Source organism: Micromonospora sp. NPDC047548, from assembly GCF_040642975.1.
Lineage (GTDB): Bacteria > Actinomycetota > Actinomycetes > Mycobacteriales > Micromonosporaceae > Micromonospora.
This window is the reverse complement of the sequence record NZ_JBEYTI010000071.1, coordinates 1-17,546: the sequence shown is the minus strand read 5'-3', so window position 1 is coordinate 17,546 and position 17,546 is coordinate 1. Positions and strand designations below refer to the sequence as shown.

The window sequence follows — 17,546 nt, the reverse complement described above, 5'->3', positions numbered from 1 at the left end:
CCGCACCCACCACACCCCCGCCGTCATGGCAGCCCTGCGCGACATCATCCGCAGCACGTTCCGCCTCACCGGCTGGGCCAACACCGCCAGCGCCCGCCGCGCCCACACCACCCCCGCAGCCGCCCTCACCCTCCACCGCATCCTATGATCAAAACGGACAATCACGGAACACTCCGGGGCCCTGGGCCGAGCCCTGGCCAACGAGCGAGGCGACGTGCGGGACCAGCGTCCATGCCAATGAGGCGGGCACAGCCGTTGACGCTCGGCAGCCGGGCTCCGGGCGCGCATGGCGGCCCGCATCTCGTGCGACCGTGCTCTGGCCAAGCACCGCTGGCTACAAGCCGGAGGTAGAGCCGCTCGTCCGGCCAGCACCAGCACGGTAGGACCTGGGGCTGTTAGTACCAAGTAGTGCGGGGTTCCGGTGACGCGCCGGAACCCCGCACCAAGCCCTCATCCAAGAGCCTGACCTGTCCCGCACCAGATCGTCACCAGCCTATCCCCGCCACCCCCCGCATGGGGGGGCTTACACGCTTACCGATCCCGCAATGCCGCGCGTACGCTCGCAGCAGGGCGACAGGTGTCACCCTGACACTGTGCCCACACCGGGAGGTGACGTGTCTGTGGCGAGATCCCTCGCGACCGTGAGTCCGCTGGCCAGGCGCATTCGACTCGGGGCGGCGGTGCGCCGGCTACGCGGTAACCGCCCCGCCGCAGAGGTCGCCAAGGCAGCCGGCGTCGACCGTACGGTGGTGTCGAAGGTCGAAGCCGGGGATCGGCGTGCCAGCCTGGACACGATCCTGCGGCTGCTTGATGCGCTGCTCGTCGAGCCGGAGGAGGCCCGGGAGTTGCTGACCGTCGCGCGCACCGGCACCGCTACCGGCTGGTGGAATGTCGCTCCGTACACCGCAATGGGTGAGCGGCAGGCGAAGGTCGCCGACCTGGAGTGCGGCGCCCGGATCTGGGAGTACCAGACGAGCATGCTGCCCGGCTTGTTGCAGACCGAGGCGTACGCCCGCTACCGGGCGAGGTTCGCCGTGGACGGCGGTACCGAGGCGGACATCGAGGCCACCGTGCAGGCGCGGCTGCGCCGGCAGCAGGCGGTGTTCAACGAGGACGGCGACGGCACCTACGAGGTCGTCCTCGAACCACAGGCCATCCAGCGGCGACCGGTGCCGCCGGATGTAATGCGCGAGCAGTTGCTGCACCTGCACCAGCTCGCGACCCAAACGGCGAAGGTGGAGGTCCGGATCCTGCCGGTTGACGCCCGGCTGGCTGAGGGTTGGGTCCCTCGGCACCCTTTCGCCGTCTACCAGTACGCCGGCCCTGGCGACCTGACGCTGGTCGCCGTCGACACGGTGAGCGAGGACTTGGTGCTCACTGCGCCGAACGTGGCGGCGGACTACGCGCGCAGGTTCCAGGATCTGCGCGCTGGCGCGGTGTCCGTTGAGGAGAGCGCGGCACTCATCCAACAGGCGGCCGAGACGCTGACCGCTGAAGCCTGACCGGGAGGTCACCCACCATGGACAATTTCGACAACACCACGGACCCACGGTTTGCCGGCCGCTGGAAGAAGTCCAGCCGCAGCGACGGCAACGGCGCGTGCGTCGAGGTCGCCGCAGTCGACGTCGTCGGCGTGTGCGACTCGAAGCAGGGCCCGAACGGGCAGGTCCTTACGTTCGACCGGGCCGCCTGGACCCGCTTCGTTGCGGGCGTGAAGGACGACCAGATCGGCTGACACCCGACTAGCAGAAGAAGGGGCCGGCGCCTTCGGGCGTCGGCCCCTTCTGCATGGGCAGTGATGACCTTGGGTGAATTCTGGTGCGCCCCTTGTGACATAGACGAACGCAGTGGCATGCTGACACAGTGACCGCTGACACGGTGTCCACGGGCACGGTGGCCGAGGTCCAAAGCCCCACCGGTCGCTCCGGCCCGCACCGGACGACCGGTGGGCCCGCGACAGGCTCAACAAGTCCAGACGAGACGTGGCCGCGTACCGACCTCACCAGCGCTCCCAGGCCAGGCCGCAGCGACCACGTCCGCAAACAGGGGCGCGGATCGATTCCCCCAGGGTCCGCGCCCCACCGGCCGGGTGCGCGGTCGGTGCCGGGGAGGGCCCGGCCGCGCACCCCATGGAAGGAGGTGGCGCCTGTGCGGCGCATCAAATGGTTCGTTCCCGCCCATGCCGACGATCCCTACAACCTGTTTGGCGTGGTCGACTACGCGGCGACCCTTTACGGCCGCCGGGATGGCTTTACGCTGCCGGCCTCGACCGGCCCGACCGACCCGCAGGAGCGCGCCGCCGCCAACCGGGCGTTCTGGGAGGCAGCTCCGGTGCCGGCACAGCCGGGGCTGCTGGCTCGCCTGTTACGCGGCAGGACCAGGCCGTGACCGGGCCGCTGGAGTTGCCAGCCCGCGCGTTGGAGGTGCCGGCCGGAACGCTGCTACAGCTCGCCGCCGGCGACTGGACGCCGGGCCGTGGTGACATCACCGCCGAAACCGATGTTGCCGTGGTGCTGTCCGCCCTGTGCACCAACCCGGCCGACAACGGGTGGACGTGGGTCATTGGGCACCGGCCGCAGTGCGACTACGCCGCCGAGGAGCACCTGCCCTGTGTGGAGCTGCGGGTCCGCACGGACGTGCTGTTCCGGCACGGGTGCTCGCCGTGACCCGGCTGGATGAGCCGGTCGGGCCGAGCGACCGGCGCGCGGTGGCTCTCCTGACCGTCAAGGCCCACGAGGGCAACCGCCGTTGTCTCAACTGCCCCACGGAGGGCCCCTGCTCCGTGGAGTGGTGGGCGCTGAAGGAGCTTGACCAGCATCCCGGCCCCCACCGCCTGTACAGCGACTCCCCTTCTGACCAGACATGACCAGAGAGGCCATCTGTGGTGATCACACCTCCTGGCGCAGATGACCGCCCGACCGTGCACCTCGACCCGATCCCCGCCACCGTCCGCCACGACGTCGTACGCGGCGGCCCGCACCGAGGGCCGAAGCTGCTGGCGGATGAGTTCTTCCTGCTCGCTCACGATGACCGGAGCGGCCGGCCCCGCCTGCACGATGCCGCGACCAACTATGGGGTCGCTGCCGCGCTGCTTGGGGAGTTGGCCGCCGCCGGGAGTATTTCCTTCGACCGGGGCCGGTTGTGGGTGCTGGACCACCGGCCGCCGCAGGACTGGTTGCAGCATCGGGTGCTGGCCCGGCTGGTGGCCGAGCCGCAGCACACCGCCACCCGCACCTGGCTGGCGTTCCTCGCCGAGACGGTGCCCGAGCAGGTGGCTGAGCGGCTGTGGCAGGCGGGCAAGGTGGCCCCACAGCAGCGGCGGCGTCGGTTGCTGCGCACCAGCGTGGTGTACGTCCCGACGGACACCAACGTCGCCGCCTGGTCGTGGGCGCGGCTGTCGACCCACCTGCGCGAGTACAAGCACCTTCAGCCGTTCGACCTTGCCCTGATGGGTATCGCCACCTCGTGTGGCCTTGACCAGTTCATCCTCGATGGCGCCGGTCCGTCGGTGTTCGCGAACCTGCGCCGGCAGCTGCAGGCAGCGCCCCAGCCGATGCGTGAGCTGCTGGCCGACCTGGACACCGCGATCGGGTCCGCCGTCCTGAGCCACCGCACCTGACCGGTCGCACCACCGCGCACCCTGCCGGTCCGGAACGGTTTGCCCCTGTCCACCCTGCACCCTTGTTGGGAGCTTCCCCATGTCCTCATCACCTCCTGATGTGTCCGCCGTGCTGGCCCGTGGCCGACTCGGCACGTGGGCCGTCGTGTTCTTCGTCATCGCAGCCGCCGCCCCGTTGACGGTGGTGGCTGGCGGCGCGACCACCGGGTACGCCGTCACCGGCGTACGGGGTATCCCGGTGGCCTACCTGCTGGTCGCCGCGGTGCTGGCCCTGTTCTCCGTCGGCTACGTGGCCATGTCCCGGCGGATCGTCAACGCCGGAGCGTTCTACACCTACATCACCCGCGGCCTGGGCCGCCCAGCCGGCGTCGGGGCGGCATTCGTCGCGGTCGTCGGCTACAACGCCATGCAGATCGGCCTGTACGGCGGGTTCGGAAGCGTCCTGGCCGGATTCCTCGCCGACCGCGGCATGCAGGTGCCGTGGTGGCTGTGTGCGTACGCCGCATGGGCCATCGTCGCCGTGCTCGGGGTGCTACGCATCGACCTCAACGGCAAAGTCCTCGCCGTCATGCTGATCGCCGAAGTCGTCGTCGCGCTGGTCTACGACGCGGTGATGGTGACCCATCCCGCCGACGGGGGCGTCACCGTCGACACCCTGTCACCGTCACACCTCCTGGCCGCCGGGATCGGCGCCGCCCTGGTCACCGCCATCACCGGATTCGTCGGCTTCGAAGGCACCGTGGTCTTCTCGGAGGAGACGAAGGACCCACGCCGGACGGTGCCCCGGGCCACCTACCTCGCGGTGGCGATCACCGGCCTGCTCTACGGCGCGTCGGCGTGGGCGATGTCCGTGGCCACCGGCCCCGACAAGATCGTGGACGCCGCCACCGCCGACGGCACCGACCTGATGTTCAACCTCGTCTCACCGCACCTCGGCTCCGAGCTGGTGACCATCGGCCGGCTGCTGTTCATCACCTCCCTGTTCGCCGCGCTGCTGTCCTTCCACCACACGGTGGCCCGCTACCTGTTCGCCCTCGGCCGCGAACGGGTGCTACCGGCCGCCCTCGGCCGCACCAGCAGGCGCACCGGAGCACCCAAGACCGGCTCGATCATCCAAAGCACCCTCGCCGCCCTGGTCCTGGCCGGGTATGTGCTGGCCGGAGCAGACCCGATCATGCACCTGTTCTTCTGGGTGACCGTCACCGGCGGCCTCGGGGTACTGATCCTCATGACGGTCACCTCCCTCGCCGTGGTGGTGTTCTTCGCCCGCACCCCCAACGACGACGGGCTCTGGCGTACCCGGCTCGCGCCCGGTCTGGCCACCCTCGCCCTCGGCGCAATCCTCGTGGTGACCGTCGAGCAGTTCGACACCCTCCTCGGAGTGCCGACGACCTCACCACTGCGCTGGTGGATCCCCGCCAGCTACGGCATTACCGCCACGGTCGGACTGGCATTCGCGCTGCTCCTACGCACACTCCGGCCCGATGTCTACCAGGCGATCGGCCTGGGCGCGCAGTCCGCGACGGCGCCGCTTCGCACCCCCGAACCTGTCCACCAGGCCGCCCGATGAGGAGCCCCACCGTGACCGTGATCCCCACCGGCCTGGCCATCCGCCGAGCCACCCCACCCGACGCCCGCCAACTGCTGCCCGTACTCGTCGACGCGTTCCTCGACGGACCCGTCGCCGACTGGCTGATCCCCGACCGCACCGAACGCCGAGCCGTCTACTACCGGTACTTCTGGCTGATGCTCGACCACGGATTACGCCACGGCCGGGTCGACACCACCACCAACCTCTCCGCAGTGTCCATCTGGTACCGGCGCGATGAAACACCCACCCCGACCACCCCAACCCATCAAGACCAACTGGAGCGGGCGTGCGGAATCTACGCGCCGAAGTTTCTGCTGCTCGACGCCCTGTTCGAGGCAAACCACCCACACCTGCCCCACGGATACCTGGCATACCTCGCCGTTGACCCCAGCTGGCAGGGCCACGGGATCGGGTCGATGCTGCTCAACCACGCCCACGGAACCCTTGACGTCGACAACCAGCCGGCCTACCTGGAGGCCAGCAACGAGCGCAATCGCCGGCTTTACCTGCGCCACGGCTACCAGGCCGGCCAGCCGATACAGGCGTCGTGGGACGCACCACCTATCTGGCCAATGTGGCGGCCCCAGAGCAACGGGGGTGTCCGCGAGACAAGGCCGCGCCCCGGATCAGCGAGCTGACCACCCCACCACCGGCACCAGGGCCGCCTCAACAACAGGGCGACCCTGGTGCTGGGCCCGGACCGCCCCACACCCCAGCTCCGCCACCCCACCCACCGTGCTTCCGCGCAGCGGACAGCCACCCGCACCATCCTGGAGGAGTGCCAGATGCCAACGCGGACGCGGCCGGTCGCCGCGTGGACTCCGGCGTACGTCGCTAATGCCGTGGCCGCGACGGTCAGCCGTGCCGCCGATCACGGTCTGTACCAGGCGATCCGCGAGGTCGCCCGCACGCACCGCCTATCCGCAGCCACGATCGAGGAGTGGGTGTCCCGCGCCCGCACCGTGCAGACCGCCCCCGTACCGCCGGGACTGCTCGTCTGCCAAGCCTGCGACCAGCCGATGATTCTGATCCAGCTCCCCACCGGCGGGCCGCTGTACCTGTGCGCGCCGGCCTGCGCCCGGGTGCCCGTGCCGGCGGAAGCGATCCGCAACGCGGTTGCGGCAGCGGTGCTGCACCGCATCCCACACCTCGTACCCACCCGCAAGACCGCGCACGCCGCCGCCTACGCCCCCGGCGCCATCCACCGCATCAGCGTCGGCGCCACCCCCACCGACCTGCGTATTACCTGGCGGACCGTACCTCGGCAGCTCACCGGACCGCTGATGGCGATGGCGCAACGACTTCACCACGCCCGGCTCTACGTCGACACTGGTGATCGCATCCGAGCCGTCAACGTCCTCCGCACTGGCCTGCTCCACATCGACCCCACACACGACACGCCCGCCCTGGACACCGCCACCGCCCACGCTGCCGCATTCCTGGCCGAACTCACCCTCGCCACCGACCCGCCGGCCGCGCTTTCCTGGGCCACCTGGGCACACCGCTCCCTACGGCACCTCCTCGGTGCCGCCTCCGCCCAGGCCCGCGCCGCCCTCAAAATCCTCGCCGCCGCCCACCGCCGCACCGGCGACCTCACCGCCGCCACCAACGCCTACAGCGACCTCATCCGCCACCACACCGAAGCCGAAGGCCCCACCGCACTACCCACCCTCGCCGCCCAAGCCACCCTCGCCGTCGTGCTGCACGACGCCGGCCACTGCGAGGACGCACAACAATTGCTCGCCCGCACCATCACCACCCACCGCCGCGTCTACCGCCAGCACCCTGGCGACGCTCGCATGACCGACGCGCTCCACCACATGCGCGCCACCTGCATCGACAAACTCCACGATCATCAGCTCCGCAATGCGCACGCCACCTGACCGCCGACCGATCGACAATTCCCGTAGTTCGGCGATGGCGAGTGCTGCTTCGATCGCGGCCAAGGCCTTGCGGACAGCGTCAGGCTCCAGCAAACCTGCGTCAATCAGGTCCGACATGCGGACCCGCCGTCCGTTGAACAGAACCTCGCGGCGCGTCCGGGGCGGAGTCGGGGACATGGGCCCGCAGCCTGGGCGGTTACCGGCACTGAGAGGTGTCGTGAATCCGACTCATCCTGCCGCAGTCGGGGACTGTTGGGCAGGTCAGCGCAGGTAAGGAGTGAAGTAGCATGCGGCAGTGATCCGCTCATGAGGCCGACCATCGCCGCCGACACTCTGCGCCGGACCCTCACCCAGTACCTGACCACCACCTTCGGCCTGACCGAGGAGGGCGTACGCCAGGGCCTGGAAGGCTTCCTCTCCCACCCGGAGCAGGGCATCTTCCGCGGGCCGTACCTGCGGATCCGCACCCCCTTCCGCCCAGCGGAGGGCGACTGGCGGGCGTGTCTGGACTGGGCGCCGGCCGACTTCACCCCTTACCTGCACCAGGCGAAGGCGTTCGCCCGGCTGTCGTCGAAGGGGAAGGCGGCCGAGCCGACCCTGATCACCACCGGCACCGGCTCCGGCAAGACCGAGTCGTTCCTGATCCCGGTGCTGGACCACTGCCGCCGGCAGCGGCAGCAGGGTCGGGCCGGGATCAAGGCGATCCTGCTCTACCCGATGAACGCCCTCGCGACCGACCAGACGCAGCGCATCAATGAGCTGCTCTCCGATCCGGCACTCAGCGGAGTCACCGCCGGCCTCTACATCGGCGACGTCGCGGCCATCGAATACCCGCACGTGTTCACCAAGCGGTCGGAGATGCGCCGCACTCCGCCGGACATTTTGATCACCAACTACAAGATGCTGGACCTGCTGCTCCAGCGCGCCGACGACCTGCCGCTGTGGGAGGGCGCCGAGCCGGCGTACGTGGTGCTCGACGAGTTCCACACCTACGACGGCGCGCAGGGCACCGACGTGGCGATGCTGCTGCGCCGGCTCGCCGCCGCGCTCGGCCTCGACGAGCCGGAGCGTCCGCTCGGGCCGATCTGCCCGGTGGCCACCTCCGCCACCCTCGGCGAGGGCGGCGGACGAGACGGCCGCACCGCCATCCGGGAGGTCGCCGAACAGGTCTTCGGCGTCGCCTTCGACGCCGGGTCGCTGGTCGGGGAGGACCGCTACGAGGCCGGCGAGTTCGTCGCCCGCCAGGACTTCAGCCTGCCGCTGCCCAGCCCGGAGCAGCTCGCCGCCGTCGACGACCGGGACCCCGAGCGGATGATGGCCGAGGTCGCCGAGCTGGTCCTCGGCGAGCGCTGCCTCGACGATCCGACCCGCCTCGGTGAGCTGCTGCGCCAGCACCCGCTGACCAAGGCGGTGCTCGACTCGCTGCAGGCGAGGCCGTGCACCCTCGACGAGATCATCGACGTGCTGCCCCGCAAGAACGCCACCGGCTGGGGCAGCGCAATGAAGACCCGGCCCGAGATCACCGCGAAGGCGCTCGCCCGCTTCGTCGGACTACTCTCCGCAGCGCAGAACCCGGAAGCGCCGGGCCGCCCGCTGCTCAACATCGAGACCCACCTGTGGGTACGCGCGGTCTCCCGGCTGCTGCGCGGCACCTCCCACCAGGCCGCCTTCGGCTGGTACGGCGAGGCCCCCCGCGAGCTGGACCCGTACGCGCCCGAGGCCGACGCCGTGGTCGCCGACAACCGCCACCCCCGGCTGCCGGCCGTCTACTGCCGGCACTGCGGCCGGTCCGGCTGGATGGCGCTGTCTCCGGAAAAGGACCCGCAGGAACTGGAGACCGACCCGGACAAGATCTACCGGGCCAGCGTCGGCCGGGACAAGCGCCGGGTCCGCGCGCTGATCGCCGCCACCGACGACGAGGTACGACAGCGCCCGGCCGGCCTGCTGGTGCTGGAGTACGGCCGTCGGGTGCGCCCGTTCGACGAGCAGCGGGACCGGGAGCCGACCGACGACGCGATCATCGTGCTCGGCGACATTCTCGCCATCGACGCGGCCGAGAAGGACCGCTGCCCGTCCTGCGAGCTGGACCACGGCATCCGCTTCCTCGGCGCCGGCCTGGCCACCCTCGCCTCGGTGGCGATCACCCAGCTGTTCACCGGCGGTGAGCTGGACGAGCGCGAGAAGAAGTCGCTGCTCTTCAACGACTCCGTCCAGGACGCCGCGCACCGGGCGGGCTTCGTCGCCAACCGGTCGTACGCCTTCTCGCTGCGTTCCCTGCTCGCCAGCCGGTTGGAAGCGGGGGAGTCGGTCGGGCTCGATGACCTCTTCGCCAAGATGATCGAGGCGGCGGCCGAGCCGGAGATCCTCTCCGCCGTCGTCCCGCCGGACCTGCACGACCAGCCCGGCGTCGACAGCCTGCTCGCCGGGGAGCACACCGGCAGCCGGCACACCTGGGAGCTGATCAGCGAGCGGCTCGTCTTCGCCACCGTGATGGAGACCGGGCTGCGGTCCCGGCAGGGCCGCACGCTGGAACTCACCCGCAGCGTCGCCGTGGAGGTCGCCCTCGACGACCCGGCCCGGGCGGCCGCGATCTGCCGGGACGTGCACCTCACCGGTCAACACGATGGCACTACCCTCGACGACGCCCGCTACCTCGCCTTCCTCCGGGGCCTGCTGGAACGGCTGCGGACCCGGGGCGCGGTCTACCACGAGTGGCTGGTGCCGTACCTGAAACGCGGTGGCACCCGGTGGCAGGTGTGGGGCGGTCGCCCGACCGGCATGCCCGCGTTCCCGAAGGGCCTGTCGGCGCCCGCGTTCCTGCTGGCCACACCGAAGTCCCGCTCCGAGTTCGACGCGATCACCGCGCGCGGCAACTGGTACCAGGACTGGGCCTCCCGCTGCCTCGGCCTCGACCTCGGTAACGCCGCCGGCTATCTGACCCGGCTGCTGCCGGCCCTGGCCGCCGCCGACATCGTCGCCGCCGGCGACACCGAGGACGGCAACACCGTGTACGGGCTGATGCCCGGGCACCTGCGGGTCACCCGGCTCGACGACCAGGCTGCCGTGGCGGCCGGGGTCGGCTGCGACACCTGCCACTGGCAGCAGACCGTGCACCCGGACCGGGTCGGGGACTGGATCGGTCAGCCGTGTCGGCAGTACCGCTGCCGCGGCCGGCTCCAGGCTGCCCACGACGACACCGCGTCTGACGACTACTACCGGCGGCTCTACCTGGAGAGCCCGGTCTTCCGCGTCGTCACCGGTGAGCACACCGGCATGCTGACCCGGGCCCAGCGGGAGACCGTGGAAAAGCAGTTCCGCGACGGCGACCGCTACACCGACCCGAACGTCCTGTCCTGCACGCCCACCCTGGAGATGGGAATCGACATCGGGGCGCTCTCCGCGGTGGTGCTGGCGTCGCTACCGCACGGCCCGGCCAACTACGTCCAGCGGGCCGGCCGCGCCGGCCGCAAGAGCGGCAACGCGCTGGTGCTCACCCTGGTCGGTCGCTCGGAGCGGGACCGCTACTACCTCACCGATCCCCGAGACATGATCGCCGGGCAGATCGTTCCGCCCGGCTGCTTCCTCTCCGCCGTGGAGATCCTGCGCCGGCAGTACCTCGCCCACCTGATCGACCTGACCGCCCGGGGGCGGCTGCCCGGCGTGCTGCCGATGCCCCGCCGGGCGCACGTCCTCTTCGGCCCGACCGGTTGGCTCACCGGCCTTGCCGAGGCCGGGCGTCGGGACGGCTCCCGGCTGGTGGAGGGGTTCCTGGCACTCTTCGGCGACAAGGTCCTGCGGTCCGCCGCCGACCAGTTGCGGGAGTTCGCGCGCGACGGCATCGCCCACCGGGTGAAGGAGGCCGACGAGACCTGGGAAGCCCGGCTGTCCGACCTGCGGCGCCGGCTCCAGGAGCTCGCCACCGCCCGCGGCACGCTGGTGCAGAGCGACCCGGACCACGCCCGCGAGATCAAGATGCTCAAGGCGGAGGAACGTGCCGTCCGCCACCGGCTGCGCGAGGTCAGCTCGGCCGCTGCCCACGGCACCCTGGTCGAGTTCGGGCTACTACCGAACTACGCGCTCATCGACACCCGTACCGACCTGGAAGCGACCCTCACCTGGGAGGACAAGACCGACGGCGACCGCCGGTTCCACAGCGAACTGCGCGAGTACGCCCGCCCCGCCCGCCAGGCCCTCGTCGAGATCGCCCCCGGCAACAGCTACTACGTGCGCGGCTACAAGCACGAGATCTCCGGACTCGACGTCGGCCCGGCCGGCCGGCCGGCGTACGAGCAGTGGCGGGTCTGCGCCCAGTGCGGCTACGTGCGCACCCACCTGGCCAAGGAGGACACCAGCCCCTGCTCGCGTTGCACGGACCCGGGCATCGCCGACCACGGACGGCTGTTCCAGGTGCTCCAACCAACCAGGGTGCTCAGCCGGGACAAGCGCGACGACGCCCGGATCCGGGACGACAGCGACGACCGGGACCGGCGTTTCTACGCCACCACCGTCACGGTCGACATCGACCCGGCCAAGGTCGAGTCGTCCTGGCGGCATGCCCACGACACGTTTGGCGTCGACTACAGCCGACACGCCATGATCCGCCACTTCAACCTCGGTGCCCAGCGCTACGACCGGGCCGCCGAACTGTTCGCCGGTGACGAGGTGCGGATCAACCGCTTCCACACCTGCACCTCGTGCGGCGGCACCACTGTCGACGGCGTACCGGCGGTGAGTCAGCAGCTCGCCGCGCAGGCCTCCGGGTCGACCGTCGTGCAGGGCGCGGAGCACCACCGACCCTGGTGCCCGTACCGCCGCTCCCCGGCCGCGCCGGACACCCACGTGGACCTGATCCTGGCTCACGAGCTGGAGACTGAGGCGCTGCGCATCCTCATCCCCGCGGCGACCGCCATGGTGGCCGAGCGGCTCGTCTCGTTTGCCGGCGCCGTCCGCCTTGGCATCGCTGCGCAGTACGGCGGCGATCCCGCGCACCTGCAGGTCGTGTCGTCGACGATGCCCGACGGGCAGAGCGACGGGACGCGCAACTTCGTGGTCGTCTATGACACCCAGCCGCAGGGCACCGGATACCTGCACCGCCTCGCCAGGTCGGAGGAGTTCCGCAGCATCCTGGAGTTGGCCCGCCATCGGGTCGCCGACTGTGTCTGCCGGCACGAGGCCAAGGCGGTGTGCCACCGCTGCCTGCTGCGCTACGCCCGCAACGAGGAATTCGTGCTGATGAGCCGCGACGAGGCCCTGGGCATGCTGGACCGACTCCTCGACAGCTGGGGTGTCGAGGAGGGCACCCGCACCGACGAGATTTCGCTGATCCACCAGGTGGAGAGCGAGCTGGAGATGCGCTTCCTCACCAAGTTGCTGGCCCTAGGTGAGGCACCGAACTCCGGGCTACGCATCGACCGGCGGACTGACCACGACGGCGCGCGCGTCGCCGATCTGAGGTTCATCAGGGACGGTGGCCAGAGCATCACCCACTGGCAGATGAAGCTGCAGAACACGGTCAAGGGCACCCGGCCGGACGTCCACTTCAAGCGCCTCGACGGGTCGTCCCCCGAAGTGGCCGTCTACCTCGACGGGTTCAAGTATCACGCCTCCTCCCAGTACAACCGGCTCGCCGACGACGCCGAGAAGCGGGCCCGGCTGCGCGCCCACGGCTATCTCGTCTTCGCCGCCACCTGGGACGACGTCAAGACCTGGGGAAGCGCCGACGGGCAAGGACGCTGGATGCCGTACGGCGGAGTCTGCAAGCAGGCGGCCCGGGAGAGGTACCGGAAGTTCCTTCCCGGCGCGGACCCGGACGAGCTCGAGGAGACGATCTGGGTCAACCCGATCGAGCAGCTGATGCGATTCCTCGCCGACCCTGACCTCACCCGGTGGGAGCGGCGAGCGGAAGCGGCCCTGGCGGGCATGCTCAAGCAGGCGCGGGACAATACCGCTACCGACTCCAGTGGGGTGGCGGAACGGCTGCTGGCCGCGCTACGCGGAGAGCCGCTTCCCGGGCCGACCGCGCGCCACATCATGGTGGCTCGGGCCCGGGACAACGCCGACTGCCCGGTGACGGTCGTCGTCGACGGACGCAGCAAGCCACTGCCGACGTGGTCGGCGCTCACCGTCCTCGACGATCTGCCGGCCGCGGTGACCGGCGAGGGGCACAAGGAACGTTGGACCGCGTGGCTGGCCTGGGGCAACGTTATCCAGTTCCTCGCCGAGGGCGGCGGCGACGCCGGCCAGCTCGCGGTCTCCACCCTGGACGCCTTCGATCCGGCGTCCATGGCGGTCACCGAGGGCACGGGGCTCGTCTTGGCGCAGCGTGCGCTGCCGCTGGACGAGGAGACGGCGACCTGGCTCGGCGTCACGCCGCAGTCGGTGCCCGCCCAGGCGGCTCCGGTCGACGACGAGTCCCCCTGGCGGGACATCCTGCGATACGTGGACCGGGACGAGAACACCCTCGAGGTGCTCGTGCAGCAACTTGCGCGGCAGAACCTGCCCGCGCCGGTCGTCGGCTACGAGCTGGGCGACCAGGGCTGGCAGGCCGAGCTGGCCTGGCCTGAGCGGCGCATCGCGATCGTCCTCACCGGCCTGCCCGACGACCCGGAGACGGAAGACCGCGACCGGGCATACGCGCAAGCGGGCTGGCACGCACGCACCGCGCGGGAATGGTCGGTGAACGAGTTGGTGGCGGAGATCAAGGCGACGAACCGGGGAGAAGGCCGATGAGCGCCGGGGCAACCTTGCGGATGCTGGACCGCGCCGACAAGGAGGTCATGAAGCTCACCCGCGCCGATATCGGAGCGGTCTACGAGTTCATGCACAAGTTCCGGCACAACCCGGAAAACCCTGGGCTGAACCTGAAGTCGCTCAACGGCGACTCCCGGCTGATGTCCGCCCGGGTCAACAAGGACTACCGAGCACTGCTACTGCATATCGCCGACCGCGACTATCTCCTCGTCGCGGTGAAACACCGGGGTGAGGTGTACGACGACCTCACCCGGTATGCGTACCGGATCAACCGTGTGACCGGTGGCATCGAGGTCGTCGACCTGGCGCCGGTTGGCGACAGCATCATCGGGCGGGTCGTGCCGCCGGAGGTCGAACCGGAGCCCGCGCAGAAGCCGCTCTTCGACGCGTACACCGACGCGCAGCTGCTGGAGCTTGGCGTATCCGAGCCGCTGCTGCCGCAGATCCGGGACCTGACCACCGAGGCGGAGCTGCTGGAACTGCTCGACCGGGCGCCGCAGCTGACCACCGATGTGCTTTTCGCGCTCTTCGACGGCACCCCCTACGACCAGGTGCTCCAGCAGGTCACCGACCCGGTACGCGCCGACGAACCGGTCGACCCTGAGGACTTCGAAGCGGCGGTGGAACGCCCGGCAACCCAGGTCTCGTCGGATGACGAGGCCCTCCAGGCCATGCTCGGCGAGTCGTTCGAACGCTGGCAGATCTTCCTACACCCGACACAGCGCAAGCTGGTTGAGAAGAAATACAACGGGCCTGCCCGCGTCGGTGGTGGGCCGGGGACCGGCAAGACCATCGTCGCCCTACACCGCGTCGCCCACCTCGCCCGGCAGCTGCCACCCGGGGTGGACAAGCCGATCCTGCTCACCACCTTCAACCGCAACCTCGCCGCCGACCTGCGGACGCGGCTGATGGCCCTCGGCGGGCAGGAGCTGGTATCGCGCGTCGACATCGTCAACATCGACCGGCTGGCGAGCCGGGTGGTGGCCGAGGCGAAGGCCGGCGGCACCCGACGGGTGGTCGACGACAACCGCGTCTCTGAGCTCTGGACGGACTTCCTGGTCGAGACGGGAGAGTCCGGCTGGGACCCGGAGTTCCTCGCCGCCGAATGGAACCAGGTGATCCTCGGCCAGGTCCTCAACTCGCGGACCGACTACTTCAAGGCCCGCCGCCCCAACCGGGGACGCAGCCTCAACCGTGCCGAGCGGGACCAGATCTGGCAGCTCACCGAGCGCTTCGTCACCTGGTTGGAGGGACAGGGCGTCTGGACCTGGCGGCAGGTCGCCCAACGGGCCGCGCGGCTGGAAATGGACCGCGCCGCGCAGAACATAGGGACCGGCGATGAATCCTCGGGCGGCTTCTACCGCCCCCGGTACCGGCACGTAGTGGTGGACGAGGCGCAGGACCTCAGCGCAGCCCACTGGAAGATGCTGCGTGCCATGGTCGTGCCGGGCGCGGACGACATGTTCCTCACCGGCGACACCCACCAGCGGATCTACGACAACCACGTCACCTTGAGCAGCCTCGGGATCAACATCCGCGGTCGCTCGTCCCGGCTGACCCTGAGCTACCGCACCACCCGGCAGATCCTGGCGGACGCCCTTCAGATCATGACGGGTGAGGTCTACGACGACCTCGACGGCGGCGAGGAGAACCTGGCCGGATACCGCTCGCTGTTGAGGGGCGGCCAGCCGGCCTTCCAGGGCGCGGCCACCTGGGCTCAGGAACGCGATCTGATCGCCGAGCAGCTGCGGAGCTGGGACAATCCGACTGACGGCTCGGTGGCCATCTGCGTGCCGACGAAGGAATATGCGGCGGAGATCATCGCCCGGCTGCAGGCAGACGACGTACCGGCGGTGGAGATCGGCCCCGACGGACCCAAACAGCCGGACGGTGTGCATGTCGGCACCATGCACCGGTTCAAGGGCCTCGAGTACCAGCGCATGATCATCGCCGCGGTCAGCGACGGGTTGGTGCCCAGGCAGATGATCAACCGGTACCGCGACATCGACCCGAAGCGCTACCAGCGCGAGCGTCAGCGGGACCGGTCACTGCTCTTCGTGGCGGCGACCCGACCCCGCGACGAACTGGTGGTGTTCTGGCACGGCACGCCCAGCCCGTTCCTCACGAGCCGGCTCGTGCAGCGACAGCTAACGTGAGTCACGGCCCCCTGCTCCGGCACGGGGTCACCATCACGTCAGGGGAGGGCAGGCAATGCAGGCGCGCGACCGCGTCGGCGACCGTTATGAGCTGACGTACCCGATCGGACGCGGCGGGATGGGCCAGGTCTGGGCGGGGTACGACGAGCGGCTCGACCGGCCGGTGGCGATCAAGTTCCTCCGCCAGTTGGAGGTGCCCGAGGACGAGCGTGATACCGCGGTCAAGCGGTTCCGGCGGGAGGCGCGGGCGACCGCCCGGCTCGACCACCCCGGCGTGCCGGTCGTGCACGACCTGGGCGAGCGCGGGGACGACCTCTACATCGTCATGCAACTCGTGCCCGGAGTGACGCTCGCCGACCTCATCGCCGAGCAGGAGCGGCTTGCCTTGGGGCAGGCGGCTTCGATCGCCGTGCAGGTCTGCTCGGCGCTCGAAGTCGCGCACGCCGCCTCACTGGTGCATCGTGACCTCAAGCCGCAGAATCTGATGATCACGCCTGCCGGTGTGGTGAAGGTCCTCGACTTCGGCGTCGCCGCCCTGCTCGGACCGGCCGAGGCATCGCGACTCACGGCGACCGGCCATACGCTCGGCACGCCCGCCTACATTGCGCCGGAGCAGGCCACAGGTGACGTCGTAGGCCCCCGTGCCGATCTGTACGCCCTGGGGTGCATTCTGTTCGAGATGCTCGCCGGGTGCCCGCCGTACGAGGCGAAGAACGCTCCCGACATGTTGCGTCGACACATGCAGTCACCGGTCCCGATCGTCACCGAATACCGGCGCGACGTGCCAGATGACCTGGCGCACGTGCTGTTCTGCCTGCTCGCCAAGGACCCGGACGAGCGGCCCACCTCGGCCACGGAGCTCCAGCTGCTGCTTGCGCCGTTCACCGCCTCCGCAAACACCGGCGACGAAGGCCCCGCGGTGGTGGCCTCCCGTGGTCGACCGGTCGACCCGACGCCGCCGTACCGTTGCTTGCCGACGTCGCCTGCCCCAGACGCGGATCGACTTGGCGGGCCCTCGTCTTCGGCGGGGCACCAGCCGATCGATTTGTCGGCTGAGGAGCTGACCGAGCTTCACAGTCGGGCAAGGGAGCTTGCCGAGGGGGAACGCTTCGTGCAGGCTGCCGAAGCGCTGGAGGTGGCCCTCCGATCGGCCGGCATCGGGCGCAGTCCACTGGATCCTCAGATCATCGGGCTCCGGCTGGACCTGGCCAACCTTCACGAGATGGCCGGCGCCTACCGCGAGGCCTTGGCCGAGTTCATCGCGTTGGCCCGAGACCTTGAGCAACCGGGCGGCGACCGCGAGTTGGCACGACGCTGCCGGCAACGGGTTGCTGTCTGCCAGGCAGAGCTGGGTCAGCCGGCGGAGAACTTGAGTCGATGACCTTGGCGAAGTGGGTGGGGAGAAGGTCCACTCCTGCTGCGTGCCACCGCTCACCGACTCGCAGAACTTGATAAGAGCGACCGGCAATTGGGCCGTAGGTTCGGTCAGAAGATCAGATCGGGGCAGCAAGCGGGCACAGGCATCAACGATCATGTGAGTTCTCTAC

General features: G+C 70.0%; 11 protein-coding genes and 1 pseudogene. All 12 read left to right on the top strand.

What is annotated here, in order from left to right; genetic code table 11:
- Positions 1 to 148, top strand: a pseudogene (locus tag ABZ807_RS31485) (ISAs1 family transposase); the annotation flags it as partial.
- Between the two features lie 472 nt (positions 149 to 620).
- On the top strand, positions 621 to 1,502 hold the full coding sequence (locus tag ABZ807_RS31480) for a helix-turn-helix transcriptional regulator (RefSeq protein WP_357166186.1): 882 nt from the start codon (positions 621 to 623) through the stop codon (positions 1,500 to 1,502).
- A 17-nt stretch (positions 1,503 to 1,519) separates the two neighbouring features.
- Complete coding sequence (locus ABZ807_RS31475) at positions 1,520 to 1,735, top strand: DUF397 domain-containing protein (RefSeq protein WP_357166183.1); 216 nt, start codon at positions 1,520 to 1,522, stop codon at positions 1,733 to 1,735.
- Between the two features lie 413 nt (positions 1,736 to 2,148).
- Positions 2,149 to 2,388 carry a hypothetical protein gene (locus tag ABZ807_RS31470; protein WP_357166180.1) on the top strand — a complete coding sequence of 80 codons (240 nt, stop codon included), beginning with the start codon at positions 2,149 to 2,151 and terminating at the stop codon, positions 2,386 to 2,388.
- Positions 2,385 to 2,666: a hypothetical protein gene (locus ABZ807_RS31465; protein WP_357166177.1), complete on the top strand. Its 282-nt coding sequence runs from the start codon at positions 2,385 to 2,387 to the stop codon at positions 2,664 to 2,666. The genes ABZ807_RS31470 and ABZ807_RS31465 overlap by 4 nt, the downstream gene beginning before the upstream one ends.
- Before the next feature lie 218 nt (positions 2,667 to 2,884).
- Entirely contained in the window at positions 2,885 to 3,619 is a 735-nt protein-coding gene (locus ABZ807_RS31460; protein WP_357166174.1) for a GPP34 family phosphoprotein, read from the top strand.
- A 79-nt stretch (positions 3,620 to 3,698) separates the two neighbouring features.
- Positions 3,699 to 5,189: an APC family permease gene (locus ABZ807_RS31455; RefSeq protein WP_357166171.1), complete on the top strand. Its 1,491-nt coding sequence runs from the start codon at positions 3,699 to 3,701 to the stop codon at positions 5,187 to 5,189.
- Between the two features lie 11 nt (positions 5,190 to 5,200).
- Positions 5,201 to 5,848, top strand: coding sequence for a GNAT family N-acetyltransferase (locus ABZ807_RS31450; RefSeq protein ID WP_357166168.1), 648 nt, complete (start codon positions 5,201 to 5,203; stop codon positions 5,846 to 5,848).
- Between the two features lie 147 nt (positions 5,849 to 5,995).
- On the top strand, positions 5,996 to 7,093 hold the full coding sequence (locus tag ABZ807_RS31445) for a tetratricopeptide repeat protein (RefSeq protein ID WP_357166165.1): 1,098 nt from the start codon (positions 5,996 to 5,998) through the stop codon (positions 7,091 to 7,093).
- Positions 7,094 to 7,399: 306 nt separating this feature from the next.
- Complete coding sequence (locus ABZ807_RS31440) at positions 7,400 to 13,822, top strand: DEAD/DEAH box helicase (RefSeq protein WP_357166162.1); 6,423 nt, start codon at positions 7,400 to 7,402, stop codon at positions 13,820 to 13,822.
- Positions 13,819 to 15,999, top strand: coding sequence for a UvrD-helicase domain-containing protein (locus tag ABZ807_RS31435; protein WP_357166159.1), 2,181 nt, complete (start codon positions 13,819 to 13,821; stop codon positions 15,997 to 15,999). The genes ABZ807_RS31440 and ABZ807_RS31435 overlap by 4 nt, the downstream gene beginning before the upstream one ends.
- Positions 16,000 to 16,054: 55 nt before the next feature.
- On the top strand, positions 16,055 to 17,380 hold the full coding sequence (locus ABZ807_RS31430; protein WP_357166156.1) for a serine/threonine-protein kinase: 1,326 nt from the start codon (positions 16,055 to 16,057) through the stop codon (positions 17,378 to 17,380).
- Positions 17,381 to 17,546: the final 166 nt, after the last annotated feature.